The 18,130-nt window shown below is 72.3% G+C and carries 11 protein-coding genes and 1 pseudogene; 9 read left to right on the top strand and 3 right to left on the bottom strand.

Annotated elements, in window-relative coordinates; translation table 11 throughout:
• The 5 genes and pseudogenes from RM812_RS17145 to RM812_RS17125 form a co-directional block, all read left to right on the top strand.
• Nucleotides 1–692, top strand: a pseudogene (locus RM812_RS17145) (DUF3459 domain-containing protein); the annotation flags it as partial.
• On the top strand, nt 689–2,407 hold the full coding sequence (gene treS / locus RM812_RS17140; RefSeq protein ID WP_311573422.1) for a maltose alpha-D-glucosyltransferase: 1,719 nt from the start codon (nt 689–691) through the stop codon (nt 2,405–2,407). The pseudogene RM812_RS17145 and the gene treS, both read left to right, overlap by 4 nt.
• A gap of 28 nt (nt 2,408–2,435) precedes the next feature.
• Entirely contained in the window at nt 2,436–3,797 is a 1,362-nt protein-coding gene (locus tag RM812_RS17135) for a maltokinase N-terminal cap-like domain-containing protein (protein WP_311573421.1), read from the top strand.
• Between the two features lie 3 nt (nt 3,798–3,800).
• Nucleotides 3,801–6,023 carry a 1,4-alpha-glucan branching enzyme gene (gene glgB / locus RM812_RS17130; protein WP_311573420.1) on the top strand — a complete coding sequence of 741 codons (2,223 nt, stop codon included), beginning with the start codon at nt 3,801–3,803 and terminating at the stop codon, nt 6,021–6,023.
• Between the two features lie 105 nt (nt 6,024–6,128).
• A complete protein-coding gene (locus RM812_RS17125) occupies nt 6,129–7,220 on the top strand; it encodes a glutamate--cysteine ligase (protein ID WP_311573419.1) in 1,092 nt (363 codons plus the stop codon).
• Nucleotides 7,221–7,270: 50 nt separating this feature from the next.
• Here RM812_RS17125 and RM812_RS17120 read toward each other — a convergent pair whose 3' ends face one another.
• Nucleotides 7,271–7,504 carry a DUF6480 family protein gene (locus RM812_RS17120; protein ID WP_311573418.1) on the bottom strand — a complete coding sequence of 78 codons (234 nt, stop codon included), beginning with the start codon at nt 7,502–7,504 and terminating at the stop codon, nt 7,271–7,273.
• A 154-nt stretch (nt 7,505–7,658) separates the two neighbouring features.
• Between RM812_RS17120 and RM812_RS17115 the strand changes: the two genes are divergently transcribed.
• Nucleotides 7,659–9,566, top strand: coding sequence for an AMP-dependent synthetase/ligase (locus RM812_RS17115; protein ID WP_311573417.1), 1,908 nt, complete (start codon nt 7,659–7,661; stop codon nt 9,564–9,566).
• Nucleotides 9,567–9,762: 196 nt separating this feature from the next.
• Entirely contained in the window at nt 9,763–10,197 is a 435-nt protein-coding gene (locus RM812_RS17110; RefSeq protein ID WP_311573416.1) for an ATP-binding protein, read from the top strand.
• A 9-nt stretch (nt 10,198–10,206) separates the two neighbouring features.
• Here the strand turns inward: RM812_RS17110 and RM812_RS17105 are convergent, their stop codons facing one another.
• Entirely contained in the window at nt 10,207–10,698 is a 492-nt protein-coding gene (locus RM812_RS17105; protein WP_394816463.1) for an ATP-binding protein, read from the bottom strand.
• 4 nt (nt 10,699–10,702) lie between these two features.
• Nucleotides 10,703–11,065 carry a PRC-barrel domain-containing protein gene (locus RM812_RS17100; protein ID WP_311573437.1) on the bottom strand — a complete coding sequence of 121 codons (363 nt, stop codon included), beginning with the start codon at nt 11,063–11,065 and terminating at the stop codon, nt 10,703–10,705.
• Nucleotides 11,066–11,363: 298 nt separating this feature from the next.
• Here RM812_RS17100 and RM812_RS17095 point away from each other — a divergent pair, with 298 nt between their 5' ends.
• Both RM812_RS17095 and RM812_RS17090 read left to right on the top strand, forming a co-directional pair.
• Nucleotides 11,364–15,362, top strand: a complete 3,999-nt coding sequence (locus RM812_RS17095) for a HAMP domain-containing protein (RefSeq protein WP_311573415.1) — start codon at nt 11,364–11,366, stop codon at nt 15,360–15,362.
• A gap of 94 nt (nt 15,363–15,456) precedes the next feature.
• Nucleotides 15,457–17,991: a SpoIIE family protein phosphatase gene (locus RM812_RS17090; protein ID WP_394816462.1), complete on the top strand. Its 2,535-nt coding sequence runs from the start codon at nt 15,457–15,459 to the stop codon at nt 17,989–17,991.
• Nucleotides 17,992–18,130: the final 139 nt, after the last annotated feature.

Here is an 18,130-nt window from a genome sequence, read left to right as displayed (position 1 = left end):
GGCGCAACACCAAGCAGGAACTGACCGAGTACCTCACCGAACTGACCGGGGACGCCGCCTCCTACATGCGGCCCAACCTCTTCACCAACACCCCCGACATCCTCCACGCCTACCTCCAGCACGGCGGCCGGCCCGCCTTCGAGGTCCGCGCCGTCCTCGCCGCCACCCTCTCCCCCACCTGGGGCATCTACAGCGGCTACGAACTCTGCGAGAACACCCCCCTGCGCGAGGGCAGCGAGGAATACCTCGACTCGGAGAAATACCAGCTCAAACCCCGCGACTGGGCCGCCGCCGCCCGCGAGGGCCGCACCATCGCCCCCCTCGTCACCCGGCTCAACACCATCCGGCGCGACCACCCCGCGCTGCACCGGCTCAGGAACCTCCGCTTCCACCGGACCGACAACGACGCGCTCATCGCGTACAGCAAGCGCGCGGGGTCCGACGTCGTGCTGGTGGTCGCCAACCTCGACCCGCATCACACCCAGGAGGCCACGATCTCGCTCGACATGCCGCAGCTCGGCCTGGACCGGCACGCGTCGGTGCCGGTGCGCGACGAGCTCACGGGAGAGACCTACCACTGGGGCAGCACGAACTACGTGCGCCTGGAGCCCGGCCGGGCCCCCGCGCACGTCTTCCACGTCCAGCGGCCTTCCGCCACCGCGCCCCGGAGCGAAGGGCCGGCAGTCTCATGACCGTGAACGAGCCCGTGCCGGACACCTTCGAGGACACACCCGCGGGGGACCGGGACCCCGACTGGTTCAAGCGAGCCGTCTTCTACGAGGTCCTCGTCCGCTCCTTCCAGGACAGCAACGGCGACGGCGTCGGCGACCTCAAGGGCCTGACCGCCAGACTGGACTACCTCCAGTGGCTGGGCGTGGACTGCCTCTGGCTCCCGCCCTTCTTCAAGTCCCCCCTGAAGGACGGCGGCTACGACGTCTCCGACTACACCGCCGTACTGCCCGAGTTCGGCGACCTGGCCGACTTCGTCGAGTTCGTCGACGCCGCCCACCAGCGCGGCATGCGCGTCATCATCGACTTCGTCATGAACCACACCAGCGACCAGCACCCGTGGTTCCAGGAGTCGCGGAGCAACCCCGACGGCCCCTACGGCGACTACTACGTCTGGGCGGACGACGACACCCGATACGCCGACGCCCGCATCATCTTCGTCGACACCGAGGCGTCGAACTGGACCTACGACCCGGTCCGGGGGCAGTACTACTGGCACCGCTTCTTCTCCCACCAGCCGGACCTCAACTACGAGAACCCGGCCGTCCAGGAGGAGATGCTGGCGGCGCTGAAGTTCTGGCTGGACCTCGGCATCGACGGCTTCCGGCTGGACGCCGTGCCCTATCTGTACGCCGAAGAAGGCACCAACTGCGAGAACCTCCCCGCCAGTCACGCGTTCCTCAAGCGGGTCCGCCGCGAGATCGACGCCCTGTACCCGGACACGGTCCTGCTGGCGGAGGCCAACCAGTGGCCCGAGGACGTCGTCGACTACTTCGGCGACTACGCCTCCGGCGGCGACGAGTGCCACATGGCCTTCCACTTCCCGGTCATGCCCCGCATCTTCATGGCGGTGCGCCGCGAGTCCCGCTACCCGGTCTCCGAGATCCTCGCCAAGACCCCGGCCATCCCGTCGGGCTGCCAGTGGGGCATCTTCCTGCGCAACCACGACGAGCTGACCCTGGAGATGGTCACCGACGAGGAGCGCGACTACATGTGGGCCGAGTACGCCAAGGACCCGCGCATGCGCGCCAACATCGGCATCCGGCGCCGGCTCGCCACCCTGCTGGACAACGACCGCGACCAGATCGAGCTGTTCACCGCGCTGCTCCTCGCCCTCCCGGGATCGCCGATCCTCTACTACGGCGACGAGATCGGCATGGGCGACAACATCTGGCTCGGCGACCGCGACGCGGTGCGCACACCGATGCAGTGGACCCCGGACCGCAACGCCGGGTTCTCGACCTGCGATCCCGGGCGGCTCTTCCTGCCCACGATCATGGACCCGGTCTACGGCTACCAGGTGACGAACGTCGAGGCGTCCATGGCCTCGCCGTCCTCGCTGCTGCACTGGACCCGCCGCATGATCGAGATCCGCAAGCAGAACCCCGCCTTCGGCCTGGGCTCGTACACCGAGCTGCCCTCCTCCAACCCCGCGGTCCTGGCCTTCCTGCGCGAATACGAGGACGACCTGGTCCTGTGCGTGAACAACTTCGCGCGGTTCGCCCAGCCCACCGAGCTGGACCTGCGCGAGTTCGCCGGACGCCATCCGGTCGAGCTGTTCGGCGGGGTCCGCTTCCCGGCGGTGGGCGAACTGCCGTACCTGCTGACCCTCGGGGGCCACGGCTTCTACTGGTTCCGGCTCACCCGAGTCGCATCCCGCATCGGCCGCCGCGTGTGAGCGTGGGCCGAGGAAAGGACGCGTCACCATGCCGAAGACCGCACCCCTGCGCACGAGACCCGCGCGTCTCGCCGAACCGATGGCGTCGCTCGGCGGGCTGCTGCGGGACTGGCTGCCGCGACAGCGCTGGTTCGCGGGCAAGGACCGGCCCGTGGCCGAGCTCGGCCTGTTGTCGATGACCGAGCTGTTCCCGGGCTGTCTGCACCTCCTGGTGCACACCGGGCCCGGCCCCGTGCCCGCCCCCGGCGGCGCGCCCTCGGCCGGCGACTGCTACCAGCTGCTGCTCGGCGTGCGCGAGCGGCCGTCGCCGCGTCTGGGGCGGGCACTCATCGGGCAGGTACAGGACGGCCCGCTGGCCGGCCGGACGGTCTACGACGCCCTGCACGACCCCCGGACGGCGCAACTGCTCCTGGAGCGGCTGCGCCTGCCCGGCAAGGCGGGGCCGCTGCGCTTCGAGTGCGACCCGTCGCGGCCGGTGCCCGGCGGGCTCGCCCCCCGGATCCTGGACGCCGAGCAGTCCAACTCCTCGCTGGTGTACGGCGACGAGTTCATCCTCAAGGTGTTCCGGCGCATCCAGCCCGGCGTCAACCCGGACCTGGAGGTGCCCAGCGCATTGGCCCGGCAGGGCTGCGGCCGGGTGCCCGCGCCCGTGGCGTGGCTGCGGACGACCCATCCGTACGGGGCGACGCTCGGTGTGCTCCAGCCGTTCCTGCACGACGCCACCGACGGCTGGGCCCTCGCCCTGGACGCGCTGGCCGCCGGGGACGACTTCACCGCGCAGGCCCACGAGCTGGGGCGGACGATGGCCGAGGTGCACCTTGCACTGGCCTCGGCGTTCCCGGCCGGTGCCCCCGGGGAGAACGGCCGTACGGCGGCGGCGATGACCGAGCGGCTGACCGCCGCCGCGCACTGCGTTCCCGCGCTGCGGCCCTTCGTCCCGGGTCTGCGGACGGCCTTCGCGGCCCTGTCCACCTGCGACTCCGGGCCGCCCGCCCAGCGCATCCACGGTGACCTGCACCTGGGGCAGGTGCTGCGGGCCGGCCGGGACTGGTTCGTCATCGACTTCGAGGGCGAGCCGTCCCGCCCGCTGTCCGAACGGCGCAGCGACCACTCCCCCGTGCGGGACATCGCGGGCATGCTGCGCTCCTTCGACTACGCCGCCCGCCAGCGCCGCCCGTGGCGCCCCGAGTGGGCGCGCCGCTGCCGGGAGGCGTTCTGCGCGGGCTACGCCGACCGCGCCGGGTGGGACCCCCGTAAGAAGCACGGTCTGCTGCGCGCCTACGAGACGGACCGCGCCGTGTATGAGGTGCTGTACGAGGCCCGGCACCGCCCCGACTGGCTTCCCGTACCCATGGCGGCGATCGAACGACTCGCCGTGAGAGGAGACTGACCCGTGGCCCTCCGCGACACCTCGCTCCCCGAGCCGTCCGGTCCCGTCCCGCGCACCCCCGGGGCGTGCGGGACGGCGCCGCCGCTGGACCCGACCGACCGGGGGCGCCTCCTGGCGGGCGCCCACCACGACCCGCACGCCCTGCTCGGTGCCCACCCCTTCCCCGGCGGCGTCGTCTTCAGGGCACTGCGCCCCTTCGCCCGCGAGGTGAGCGTGGTCGTCGACGGCGAGCGCCACCCTCTCGTGTCGGAGGAGGACGGCCTCTTCTCCGGCATCCTGCCGCTGGCGGAGATCCCCGCCTACACACTGGTGGTGAGGTACGGGGAGGACGAGCACGAGGTCCACGACCCGTACCGCTTCCTGCCCGCCCTCGGCGACCTCGACCTGCATCTGATCAGTGAGGGCCGGCACGAGCAGCTCTGGCGGGCGCTGGGCGCGGTGCCGATGACGCACGAGGGCGTCACCGGCACCCGGTTCACGGTGTGGGCGCCGAACGCCCAGGGGGTGCGGCTCGCCGCGGACTTCACCCACTGGGACGGCACGGCGTTCCCGATGCGCTCGCTCGGCTCGTCCGGCGTGTGGGAGCTGTTCCTGCCGGGCGTCGGCGAGGGCACCCGGTACAAGTTCGAGATCCACTCCCGCTACGGCCACCGCTTCCTCAAGGCCGACCCGATGGCGCGCGGCGCGGAGGAGCCGCCGAACACCGCGTCCGTGGTGACGGCGTCGCACTACGAGTGGGGCGACGCCGAGTGGATGCGGACCCGCGCCGACACCCCGCTGCACGAGGCGCCGTTCTCGGTGTACGAGGTGCACCTGCCGTCCTGGCGCCCCGGGCTGACCTACCGCGAGCTGGCCGAACAGCTCCCCGCCTACGTCAAGGACCTCGGCTTCACGCACGTCGAGCTGATGCCGGTCGCCGAGCACCCCTACGGCCCGTCCTGGGGTTACCAGGTCACCGGCTTCTACGCGCCGACCGCGCGACTGGGCACCCCCGACGACTTCAGGTACCTGGTCGACGCCCTGCACCGGGCGGGCCTCGGCGTGATCATGGACTGGGTGCCGGCGCACTTCCCGAAGGACGACTGGGCGCTGGCCCGCTTCGACGGGGACCCGCTGTACGAGCCCGGGGACGACCGGCGCGCGGAGCACCCGGACTGGGGGACGTACACCTTCGACTTCGCCCGTACCGAGGTGCGCAACTTCCTGGTGGCGAACGCGGTCTACTGGTGCGAGGAGTTCCACATCGACGGGCTGCGGGTCGACGCGGTCGCCTCGATGCTCTACCTGGACTACTCGCGCGACTCGGGCCAGTGGGAGCCCAACGTCCACGGCGGCCGGGAGGACCTGGCGGCGATGGCGTTCCTCCAGGAGATGAACGCGACCGTCTACCGGCGGTGCCCCGGTGTGGTGACGATCGCGGAGGAGTCGACCGCCTGGGGCGGGGTGACCCGGCCCACCGACGTCGGCGGTCTCGGCTTCGGCCTGAAGTGGAACATGGGCTGGATGCACGACTCACTGGAGTACGTCGCCCACGAGCCGGTGCACCGCAAGTACCACCACCACGAGATGACCTTCTCCATGGTGTACGCCTACAGCGAGAACTTCGTCCTGCCCATCTCGCACGACGAGGTCGTGCACGGCAAGCAGGCGCTGGTGTCGAAGATGCCGGGCGACTGGTGGCAGCGGCGGGCGAACGTCCGCGCCTACCTCGGCTTCATGTGGGCCCATCCCGGCAAGCAGTTGCTGTTCATGGGACAGGAGTTCGCGCAAGGGGCGGAGTGGTCCGAGCAGCAGGGCCCCGAGTGGTGGCTGCTCGACGAGGGGTACCACTCGGCGGGTGACCACCGGGGCGTCCAGGACCTGGTCCGCGACCTCAACACCCGCTACGGCCGGACTCCGGCCCTGTGGCAGCGCGACACCGATCCGGCGGGCTTCCGGTGGGTCCGCGTGGACGCGGCCGAGGACAACGTCTTCGCGTTCCTGCGGTTCGACGCGCACGGCGCTCCCCTGCTGGCGGTGTCGAACTTCTCACCGGTCGTCCGGCACGAGTACGGGCTCGCCGTCCCCGACGACGTCACCGCCTGGCAGGAGGTCCTCAACACCGACGCCGAGGCGTACGGCGGCAGCGGCGTCGGCAACCTCGACCCGGTCAAGCCCGAGGACGGGAGCATCCGGATCACGGTGCCTCCGCTGGCGACGGTGTGGCTGATGCCGTACGCCCCGTGAGGCGCGGTGGCGCGACCAGGTGTCCGAACGCGCTCCCAGGGCAGTCGGGCTCCTACGAGGGAAAACCTCGTCGTCGCGGCCGAGCCCACAGGAAGGCGGCAGCAGGTGCGCACCGTCGGAGTGGAGGAGGAACTCCTCCTGGTCGATCCCGAGACCGGCGAGCCGCGGGCACTGTCCGCCGCCGTACTCGCCCGGGCCGCCCTGGACGATGCCCGGCAGGACGTGTTCGAGAAGGAACTGCACCAGCAGATGCTCGAATTCGCCACGCATCCGCAGGCGGACATGGAACGGCTGCACGCGGAGATCGTCCGCTGCCGTGAGGAGGCCGGCCGGCACGCCGAGGGGAGCGGTTGTGCCGTGGCGGCGCTCGCCACCTCACCGCTGCCGGTCAGCCCCGCGGTCGGCGTGAACCGACGCTACCAGTGGATGGCCGACCAGTACGGCGTCGTGGTCCACGAGCAGCTGGTCCTGGGCTGCCACGTGCACGTCGCGGTCGAGTCCGACGAGGAGGGCGTCGCGGTGATCGACCGGGTGCGGCCCTGGCTGCCGGTGCTGGCCGCGCTGAGCGCGAACTCGCCGTTCTGGCAGGGCAGGGACTCCTCCTACAGCAGCTATCGCAGCCGGGTCTGGCAGCGCTGGCCGTCGGCCGGTCCGACGGAGCTGTTCGGGTCGGCGGAGAGCTACCACCGCCGGGTCGCGGACATGCTCGCCACCGGCACGATCCTCGACGAGGGGATGGTCTACTTCGACGTGCGGCTGTCCCGGCGGTACCCGACGGTCGAGTTCCGGGTCGCGGACGTCTGCCTGGAGGCCGGGACCGCCGTCCTCCTCGCCGCGCTGGCCCGCGCCCTGGTCGGGACGGCCGTTCGGGAGTGGCGGGAGGGCAGGGAACCGGCCGGACACAGTGTGAGCCTGCTGCGCCTGGCCGCGTGGCGGGCGGCCCGGTCCGGGCTGACGGAGGAGCTGCTGCATCCCGTGACGATGCGCAGGTTGCCGGCCGAGACGGTCGTACGGGCCCTGCTGGAGCACGTCGGGGAGGCACTGGCCGCCGACGGCGACCTCGACCGGGTGCGGGAGGGCGTCGCCGGGCTGCTCCGGCACGGCAACGGGGCCCGGGTACAGCGCGAACTGCTGGAGCGCACCGGCAGCCTGCGCGCCGTCGTCACCGAGTGCGTGCGCCGTACTCAGACAGCCTGAAACGCCCCGTGGAGTCGTCGTTCCGCGTGGTCGTCGCTCGGCGCGGCCCGTCAGAAGATCAGGGCCAGGGCGTAGGCCAGGAAGCCCGCCGCGACGAGCACCACGAGGGCGAGGATCAGGGTCAGCGGCCCCTTGGACCAGCCCTTGGGGGGATTGTGCAGTTCCTGCGGGCCGGCCTCGGGCATGCTGCTCTCCGCCGGCGGTGTCTCACCGGGTGGCACGCCGCCTCCGGGTTCCAGACCGGTGGTGCGTTCGGGATCGGGATCGGGGTTCGTGTAGCTCATGCCGTCCGGGTCCCCCGATCGGGCCGAGATCACCAGGCGGGATCACTTCTGCCGTCCCGGCCCCCCGCCGCCTGCGGCTCGGCTAGATTCCGAGCACCGCCGACGACGGTGCCCGTCGGTGGTGTCACGGTCCGTACACGTCAGGAGCCGGTGCATGCGCGACCCCGCTCTCGCTCCCCCGTCCGTCCCGCCCCTGGCCGGCGGACTCGCCGACAGCCTCTTCGAGACCGCGACCGCACGTCCGGCCCTGCCGATGCTCGCCCGCCGTCCCGCTCCCGGCTCGACCGTCTGGGAGCAGGTGACGGCCGCGGAGTTCCGCGACGAGGTCGTCGGCCTGGCCAAGGGACTGATCGCGTGCGGGATCTCGCCGGGCGACCGCGTGGCGATCCTGGCCCGCACCCGGTACGAGTGGACGGTCCTCAGCTACGCGCTGTGGACGGTGGGCGCCGAGGTCGTGCCGATCTACCCGACCTCCTCGCGCGACCAGGTCGAGTGGATCCTGCGGGACGCGGGCTGTGTGGCGGTGGTGGTCGAGGACGAGCAGGGTGTGATGACCGTCGGCTCGGTGTGCGCGTCGCTGCCGTCGCTGCGCCATGTCTGGCAGCTGGACGCCGGCGCGCTGGACACACTCGTCGCCCGCGGGGCGCCCCTCCCGTCCGCCATGGTCGACTCGATGCGCCGCATCGTGCTGCCGGACGCGACGGCGGTCGTCGCCTACACCTCGGGCACCTCCGGCCGTGCCATGGGCTGCGCGCTGAGCCACCGGGGCCTGGCCAGTCCCTGCGACACGCTGATCGCGGGCTGGGGCCACACGGTGGCACCCCCCGGGGAGCAGGGCACCGTCCTCGCCTTCCTGCCCTTCTCCCACGTGTACGGGCTGATGATCCAGAACCTGTGCGTCCGGGCCGGGCTGCTCATGGCACACGAGCCCACGACGACCGAGGAGGCGCTGTCCTCGTCCCTGCGGTCCTTCAGGCCGACGTATCTCTACGCCGTCCCCTCGGTCCTGGAGAAGATCTACAAGAACTTCCTGCGCGCCGCCCAGCAGGCGGGGCGCGGGGCGCTGTTCGAGCGGGCCGCCGACACCGCGCGGGACTTCGCCGCCGCGCTGGAACGCCATCGGCTGGGCAGGGGCCCCGGGCCCGGCTTCGACCTGCGCCTCCAGCACGCCCTGTACGAGCGGACGGTGTACCGCCGGCTGCGGACGGCGCTGGGCGGCCGGGTGCGGCGCGCGACCTCCGGCGGCTCGCCGCTCAGCCGCGAGCTGTCCCTCTTCTACGAGGGCATCGGCGTCTACGTCCACGACGGCTACGGCCTGACGGAGACCAGCGGCGGGCTGACGATGCAGCCGCTGGGCCGGGAGAAGTCCGGCACCGTCGGACAGCCCCTGCCCGGCATGGAGATCCGGATGGCCGACGACGGGGAGATCCTGGTGCGCGGGCCGTCGCTGTTCCAGGGGTACGTCGGTGACGAGGCCGCCACCCGACGGGTGATGCGCGGCGACTGGCTGGCCACCGGGGACCTCGGGCACCTGGACGACGAGAACTATCTGGCGATCACGGGCCGCAAGAAGGACGTCATCATCACCAGCGGCGGCAAGAGCGTGGCCCCGGCCGCGCTGGAGCAGCGGCTGCGGATGCACCCCCTCGTCCACCAGGCGGTGGTCGTCGGCGACAACCGGCCCTGCGTCGGCGCCCTGATCACGCTGGACCCCCAGTTCCTGACGCACTGGCGGGCGGGCCTGGCGTTGCCGGGCGACACCCCGGCCCGCGAGGCACGCGAGGAGAACGCGCTGCGGGAGGAGGTCGCGCGCGCCGTCGCCGCCGCCAACAGCGCCGTGTCCCGCTCGGAGTCCATCCGGGTCTTCCGCGTCCTGCCCGAACCGTTCGACGTGGCGGGCGGACTGCTCACGCCGTCGATGAAGCTCCGGCGGGACGAGATCGTACGGACCTACGCCCTCGAGATCGACGCGATGTACGAAGCGCGGGCGCACCGCCGCCCGCCGGCACCGCCCAGGGAGCCGGCCGACTGGGAGGACTCGGACAACGTGTTCTTCCGGTGACCCTCCGGGTTTCCTCGCAATCCGCTCTGTTCCCCGGTCGGTTCGCGCCCGGTGACGGCGCCGTCACCGGGCGCCGTCGCTCCCCGCGGCCCGGCACACCGGGGCGCGTAGGCTCGGCCGGCACGGGAACTAACACACGCAGGGGATGCGAAGAGAAGGGAACTACGCCCGGCCCGTGCCGGGCCGGGAAGGCGAAATGGCAGCCGAGTCGCGTTGGGACAGGACACTGGCTTCCGAGGAGATCACGAACCGCACCGCCAGCTTCACCGGGGAGCTGCACAACGTGACCGGTGCGCGCCTGGTCGCGGAGGAATTCCTCTACGACCTGGCCCGTGCGTCACCACCCTCGCAGCCCGAGCACTGGGACGACATACTCCTCGTCGTCACGGAGCTGGCGGCGAACGCGGTGCAGTACGCCCCGGGGCCGTTCGAGCTGCGGCTGCGCCGTACCTTCGACGGTGTGCACGTGGTGATGCACGACACCAGTACGAGGGAGCCCGCGCCACGCCCCTTCCATCCGAGCAGCGGCGGCGGCGGTATCGGGTGGCATCTGATCCACACCCTGTCCGACCAGGTGAGCGTCGTCACCGGCGCGCGGGGCAAGGACATCCACGTCTTCCTGCCCTGGTGACCGCGCCGGTCAGGGGGCGCCGGCGCCGCGCAGGGGCACCAGCACGCTGATCGTCTTGCCTCCCCCGGGCCGCCGGTCGACGGCGATGTCCCGCGCCAGGCGGGCGACGAGCGGCCAGCCGTAGCCACTGCCCCGGTGGCGGGTGGGGAACGCGTACGCCTCCCGGGGCACCACCGCGCTGTGGTCGTGCACGGCGATCCACATGCCCTCGGGCGTGGTCCGGACCTCCAAACCGGCCAGTCCGTCGCCGTGCCGGATCGCGTTGGTGACCAGTTCCGAGACCACGAGGAGCAGGTCGACGACGTCCTCCTCCCGCACCCGGCGGCCGGTCCCGCCCCACTGCGCGCGCGCCACCGACTCCGCGTACGCGCGGGCCGTCGCCGCGCTGGTCACGGCGCCCGGTGCGCCGGGCGGCGCGACGCCGGTCGCGGCCGTGGTGGTCCCGTCGGTTGGTTCCATGTCGGTGGTGTCCCTGGTGTTCGCCGTGCTGTCGTTCGGCACCGGGTCAGTCCGCGGTGGTCTCCCGCGGCAGCCGATGGTAGTAGTCGCCGACGGTCGCCAGGTACTCCTGGTCCATCGTCTCGCTGTCGGTCCGGAACCGGGGCGCGGCCTTGACCTGGGCCCTGGTGCAGGCGACCGTGACCGTGCGGGCCTCGGGGTCGACGCCCCTGATCACGCCGACCGGTACGAGCACGCTCCGGCCGAAGACCCACACACCGGTGTCGACGACGAGGTGCCGCATGCCGAAGTGCTCCGCCTGCCGGTCCACGTGTCCGATGGTGCCGTCGCTCGCGACGACGGTGCAGCCCGTCAGGTCCTGTCCCTCCACGTGACCGCTGCCGGCCGCGTACGACCAGATGCTCTCCATCGGCACGCTGTCCCATCCCTCCCGCGTCGGTGACGACTGAGGAGCAGGGCGAGCGCCACGGGCCGCACCGGCTCCACAGCACCCAGATACCCGGCCCGGGCCGCCTCATTCGGCCCCGGCGGGGCACACCCTTTTGTCCGCACCCGGGAACCGGGTTAGTCTCTGACGTATTTTTCTCTTCGTGCAGATCCGTGAACAGCGGAAATGCCCGCACGACAGGCCGGACCGCCCCATCGGTCCGGAGGAGGGTTTCGAGCCCTCGGATCCGAGGGCTCCCGGGAGCGGAGCGAGGGTGCGCATGACCAGCGACAGCGCCGGAACCGTCGACGCGGGTCCGGGCGACCAGGAGTTGCGCCGACTCCTGGCGGGCCTGACGGCCGTGCGGGACGGGGACTTCGGCAGGCGTCTGCCGGAGGACGCGGACGGTCTGATGGGCGACATCGCCCAGGTCTTCAACGGCATGCTGGACCAGTTGTCCGTGTTCACCTCCGAGGTCACCCGGGTGTCCCGCGAGGTCGGCACCGAGGGGACCCTCGGCGGGCAGGCGAAGGTGCCGGGGGTCTCGGGCACCTGGGCCGACCTGACGGACTCGGTCAACGCCATGGCGGGCAACCTGACCACGCAGGTCCGTGACATCGCCCAGGTGGCCACGGCAGTGGCGAAGGGTGATCTGTCGCAGAAGATCGACGTGGACGCCCGGGGTGAGATCCTCGAACTGAAGAACACCATCAACACGATGGTCGACCAGCTCTCCGCCTTCGCCGACGAGGTCACCCGCGTCGCCCGCGAGGTCGGCACCGACGGGCGGCTCGGCGGCCAGGCCGACGTCCAGGGCGTCAAGGGAACGTGGCGCGACCTCACCCACTCGGTGAACTTCATGGCGGGCAACCTCACCAACCAGGTCCGCAACGTCGCCCAGGTGGCGACCGCCGTGGCCAAGGGCGACCTCTCCCAGAGGATCACCGTGGACGCCCGGGGCGAGGTTCTCGAACTGAAGAACACCATCAACACGATGGTCGACCAGCTCTCCGCCTTCGCCGACGAGGTCACCCGCGTCGCCCGCGAGGTCGGCACGGCCGGGAACCTGGGCGGGCAGGCCCAGGTGCGCGGCGTGTCGGGCACCTGGAAGGACCTCACCGACAACGTCAACGTGATGGCCTCGAACCTGACCGGCCAGGTCCGCTCCATCGCCCAGGTCGCCACCGCCGTGGCCCGGGGCGACCTGTCGCAGCGGATCACGGTGGAGGCCAAGGGCGAGGTCGCGGCGCTGGCCGACGTCATCAACACGATGGTCGACACGCTGTCGGCGTTCGCCGACGAGGTCACCCGCGTGGCTCGCGAGGTGGGCACCGAGGGCCGGCTCGGCGGCCAGGCGCACGTGCCGAACGTCGCCGGCACCTGGAAGGACCTCACCGACAACGTCAACTCGATGGCCAACAACCTCACCGGCCAGGTCCGCAACATCGCCCTGGTGACGACCGCGGTGGCCCGGGGCGACCTGTCGAAGAAGATCGACGTCGACGCGCGCGGCGAGATCCTCGAGCTCAAGACGACCATCAACACGATGGTCGACCAGCTCTCCGCCTTCGCCGACGAGGTCACCCGCGTAGCCCGCGAGGTCGGCACCGAGGGCCGGCTCGGCGGCCAGGCCGAGGTGGAGGGTGTCTCCGGCACGTGGAAGCGCCTCACGGAGAACGTCAACGAGCTGGCCGGCAACCTCACCCGCCAGGTCCGCGCGATCGCCGAGGTCACCTCCGCCGTCGCCGAGGGCGACCTGACCCGCTCCGTCAACGTGGAGGCGTCCGGCGAGGTCGCCGAGCTCAAGGACAACATCAACTCCATGGTGGAGTCCCTGCGCGAGACCACCCGGGCCAACCAGGAACAGGACTGGCTCAAAACCAACCTCGCCCGCATCTCCGGCCTGATGCAGGGCCACCGGGACCTGCCCGTGGTCGCGGAGCTCATCATGGACGAGCTGGTGCCGCTGGTGTCGGCCCAGTACGGCGCCTTCTACCTGGCCGAGGACGGCGACGACGGTCCCGAGCTCCGGCTCGTCGGCTCCTACGGCGGCCCGGAGAACGCGGCCGGGCACACCCGCATCGCCTTCGGCCGCACCCTGGTCGGCCAGGCCGCGCGCAGCCGGCGCACCATCGTGGTGGACGACCTGCCGCCCGGCTACGTGACCATCTCGTCGGGGCTCGGCCAGGTGGTGCCGACCGCTCTGGTGCTGGTGCCCATCGTGGTCGAGGGGCAGGTCCTCGGCGTCATCGAGCTGGCGTCGGTCGCCGCGTTCACGCAGATCAACCTGGACTTCCTGGAACTGCTGATGGAGACCATCGGCGTGAACGTCAACACGATCGTGGCCAACGCCCGTACCGACGAACTCCTCGCCGAGTCGCAGCGCCTGACCGGCGAACTCCGGGCCCGCTCGGCGGAGCTTCAGGTGCAGCAGGAGGAGTTGCAGCGCTCCAACGCCGAGCTGGAGGAGAAGGCGTCCCTCCTGGCGGCGCAGAACCGGGACATCGAGGCGAAGAACCTGCAGATCGAGCAGGCCCGGCAGGAGCTGGAGGCCCGGGCCCAGCAGCTTTCGCTGGCCTCGAAGTACAAGTCGGAGTTCCTGGCGAACATGAGCCACGAACTGCGCACACCGCTCAACAGCCTGCTGATCCTGGCCCAGTTGCTGGCCCAGAACCCGTCGCGCAACCTCACCCCGAAGCAGGTCGAGTACGCGGGCATCATCCACTCCGCGGGCTCGGACCTGCTCCAGCTGATCAACGACATCCTGGACCTGTCGAAGGTCGAGGCCGGGAAGATGGACGTCTCCCCGGAGCGCGTGACGCTGCGGCAGCTGATCGAGTACGTCGAGGCCACCTTCCGGCCCATGACCACGCAGAAGGGCCTGGAGTTCACGGTGTCGACGGCCGCCGGAGCGCCGGCGGACCTGCTGACCGACGACTCCCGGCTGCGTCAGGTGCTGCGCAACCTGCTGTCCAACGCGGTGAAGTTCACCGAGCGGGGCGGTGTGGAACTGACCGTCGAACCGGCGCCGGACGGCGAGGTGCCCCGGGGCGTGGTCCGGGGCGGTCCCGTGGTGGCCTTCCGGGTGAAGGACACGGGCATCGGCATTCCCGAGCAGAACCTGGAGTCGGTCTTCGGCGCCTTCCAGCAGGCGGACGGCACGACGAGCCGCAAGTACGGCGGCACCGGACTCGGCCTGTCCATCACCCGGGAGATCGCCCAGTTGCTCGGCGGCGCCGTCACGGTGGACAGCGCCCCCGGCCGGGGCAGCACGTTCACCCTGTTCCTGCCGGTGGCCCGCCCCGACTTCGAGGACCTGCTGCTCGGCCGGGGCACGGAGCAGGCACCGGCCGAGTCGCCCGCCGACGTGCTCACGCGACCGGCGCCGGCGCCCGAGCTCGCGGACGGTCGCCGGCGGCGTCCGCGACGCCTGCTCGTCGTGGAGGAGCGGCCGCGCGGACTGCTGACCCTCGTCGCGGAGAGCGTGGTCGCCGACCTGTCGCACGGACGGGACGACACGGGCGACCGGCCCCCGCTCGACGTCATCACGGCCGTCGGGGCGCAGGAGGCCGCGGGCGCGCTGGCGGCCGAGCCGTGCCACTGCGTCGTCCTGGACCTGGGCATGCCGCACGCCGAGGCGTCCCGCTTCCTCCAGGCCCTGGGGGGCGACCCGGCGCCGGCGAACGTGCCGGTGCTCGTGCACAGCGGACACCGCGCGGACGCGGCCCTGGAGGAGCGCCTGCGCTCCGGCGCGGCGGGCGGGGCGCTGGAGTTCCTGTCCGGCCTCGACGAGCTGCGCGAGCGCATCGCCCTGCACCTGGCCGCCGAGGAGCCCGGGGACGTGCTCTCCCTGGTCCGTCACGAGGAGCCGCGGCGCCCGGCGCCGCGCCCCGCGGACGAGCCGCGGGCCGGGCAGACCGTCCTCGTCGTCGACGACGACGCGCGCAATCTCTTCGCGCTCAGCGGGATCCTGGAACTGCACGGGTTCCGGGTGCTGCACGCGGAGAACGGGCGCCGGGGCATCGAGACGCTGGTGCACCACCCGGACGTCGCGCTGGTCCTGATGGACGTGATGATGCCGGAGATGGACGGCTACACGGCGACGGCCGAGATCCGCCGGATGCCGGCATACGCCGAGCTGCCGATCATCGCCGTCACGGCGAAGGCGATGCCGGGCGACCGGGAGAAGAGCCTCGCCTCGGGCGCCAGCGACTACGTGACCAAGCCCGTCGACACGCAGGACCTCATCGCCTGTGTCCGACGGTGGCTGCCCGCATGAGCGCGCCGCCCGTCCCGTACCCCGGTGGGCCGGGCGGTGCGCCGCGCGTCCCGTCGCGCACCGTGGCGGTCCCCAGTCGAGGAGCGTTCCCATCGTGACCATGTCCGAGCACACCCGCGAACCGGGCGACGGGGAGCCGCGGGACGCGTCCGCCGCGCCGCCCGCGGTGTCCGGGCCGCCGCAGTCCTGCGGGGTCGACGGTCCGGCCGCCGACCTGCGGGGGATGACTCCGCCGTCGCCCGTGGGCCGGCTGGCGGCCACGGTGGACCGGCTCGGCCGCGAGGTGCGGGCCGCCCAGGCGGAGGCCGAGGGCCGGGCGCTGGTCGAGCTCGCCAAGGGCGTCCTGGTCGCGCGGCTCGGGTGCGGCCCGGCGCAGGCCGCCCGGCAGCTCGCCGAGCTGGCCGAGCAGTCCCGGGTGACGCCCCTGGAGTTCGCGGTCGACGTCATCAACCAGGCGGCCCGGGACCGGATGTCGGAGGTGACGGACGCGTTCCTCGCGGCCACCGCGGCCGTGCGGGCCGCGGAGGCCGAGGACGGCACGGACGGCACGGGCACCCCGGACGGCACGGGCACCTCGGACGCCGGGGACGCGGTGGCCGGGTCGGCCGCCGTGCGCCTGCGGGCCGCCGAGAGCGGCGCGCTGGCCGCGGACGACACCCAGGCCGTCGCCGACGCCCTGCTGGAGCAGGCCCTGCGCCCGCTCGGCGCGGTCGCCGTGGCCATCTGGGCGGCCGGGTCCGACGGGTCGCTCTCGCTGGCCGGCAGCGCGGGGTTCGCGCCGGCCGAGGCCACCCGCTGGCGCTACGTGCCGCCGGACGTGGCGACGGTGGCCCGGTGCGGACTGACCGAACGGGCAGGGCAGTGGATCACGTCCCTGGCCCGGACCGGGCTGCCCAGCGTGGGCCGGCACCAGTACCCGGACGGCGGCAGGGTGGCCGTGCCCGCCCGTGCCGGGGGACGCGTCCACGGGGTGCTGGAGATCGCCTGGCCGACGCCCCTGGCCGCGCAGCCGCCCCAGGTGGTGCGCCAGGTGGAGGCCCTGGCGGAGCTGTGCGCGCACACCCTGGAGTCGTACACGCCGCCGCACGGCGCCGGGCAGGAGCCGCGGGTCGTGCCCGACGCGGCGGAGCTGATGGACCTGGCCGACGGGCTGCACGATCCCGCGCTGGTCCTGGTGCCGCACCTGGACGCCGCCGGGCATCTGGCGGACTTCCGCATCCAGCACGTGAACAAGCGCTTCCTGGACCCCGCCGGACGGCCGCGTGCCGTCGTGGGCGGTGCGCTGCTGCTGGAGGCCTATCCGATGGCCGCCGGGGACAGCGAGCTGTTCCAGAACGTCGAGCGGGTGTACGCGACAGGTGAGCCGTTCCGGGCCCGGCGGATGAACCTGACCGCCCTGGTGGACCAGGTCCCGCTCTCGGCGGTCGCGGACATGAGCATCAGCCGGCACGGCAACGCCGTCCTGCTCATCTGGCGCATCGAGGACGAGACGGCACGGCTGGCCGGCCTGCTCCAGCACGCCCAGCGACTCGGCCGCATCGGTGGCTTCGAGGAGAACCTGCTGACCGGCGACATCACGTGGAACGGGCAGCTCTTCGACCTCTACGGGCGTCCGCGGACGAGTGTCCCGGTGCCGCTGGAGGAGCTGACCGCGCACGCCCACCCGGACGACTCCGTCACCATCGGCCGGTTCCTGCGCACGCTCCTGCACCAGCGGCGGCCGGCGTCGGCGGCGTTCCGTCTCCAGCGGCCCGACGGGGTGACCCGGCACGTCCGGGTGGTGGCCGAGCCGGTCCTGGACACCGACGACCGTCTCCTCCTCGTACGGGGGGCCTACCAGGACATCTCGGCCCAGCACTGGACGGAGGTGGCGCTCGCCGCGACGCGCGACCAGCTGGCCCACACCGAGCAGCAGGCCGTCGAGCGCAACCGCCTGACCCTGCAGTTGCAGCACGCCATCATGCCGCCCGCCCAGACCCCGCTGAAGGTGCCCGACCTCCAGGTGGCCGTCCGGTACCGGCCCGCGGAGACGGAGCAGCTGGTGGGCGGTGACTGGTACGACGCCGTGATGCTGCCGAACGGGCGGGTGCTGCTCTGCGTGGGGGACGTGGCCGGGCACGGCATAGAGGCCGCGACCAGCATGGTCGTCCTGCGCAACGCGCTGCGCGGCCTGGCGGTGACCGGTGCCGGGCCGGGCCAGCTGCTGTCGTGGCTGAACATCGTGGCGCACCACCTGACGGGCGGGGTCACCGCCACGGCGGTGTGCGGCCTGTACGACCCGGAGCGGCGCACACTGCGCTGGGCCAGGGCGGGCCATATGCCGCCGGTGCTGGTGCGGGGTGGGGAGGCCGAGCCGCTGCCGCTGGTCAAGGGCCTGCTGCTGGGTGCGGCGGCGGAGGCGGCGTACGAGGAGGACGAGCTGCAGCTGGCCGGTGAGGACACGCTGCTGATGTACACGGACGGTCTGATCGAACGTCGCGACCGCTCGGTGGAGGAGTCGCTGACCCAGTTGCTGAGCACCGTCGGCCCGACGCCGCGCACCCTCGACCAGCACCTGGACCGGCTGCTGACCTACAGCAGGTCGGACACGGACGACGACACCTGTCTCGTGGGCATCCGGGTGGGCTAGGTCCTGTCTGACCATTCCCGCCTGCCTCGCGGGCGAGGACGGGAATGGTCAGAAAGGCCCTCTAGGGACACCGCGGGAGCCGGAGGCGGCCGGACAGGTATGGCGACCGGATTCGGGGGTATCCGCCCGGCGCGGTGGG

Origin of the sequence: Streptomyces lancefieldiae (assembly GCF_031845825.1) — a bacterium.
Taxonomy (GTDB): Bacteria; Actinomycetota; Actinomycetes; order Streptomycetales; family Streptomycetaceae; genus Streptomyces; species Streptomyces lancefieldiae.
The sequence above is the reverse complement of the archived record's forward strand: the minus strand, read 5'-3'. Positions and strand labels throughout refer to the sequence as shown.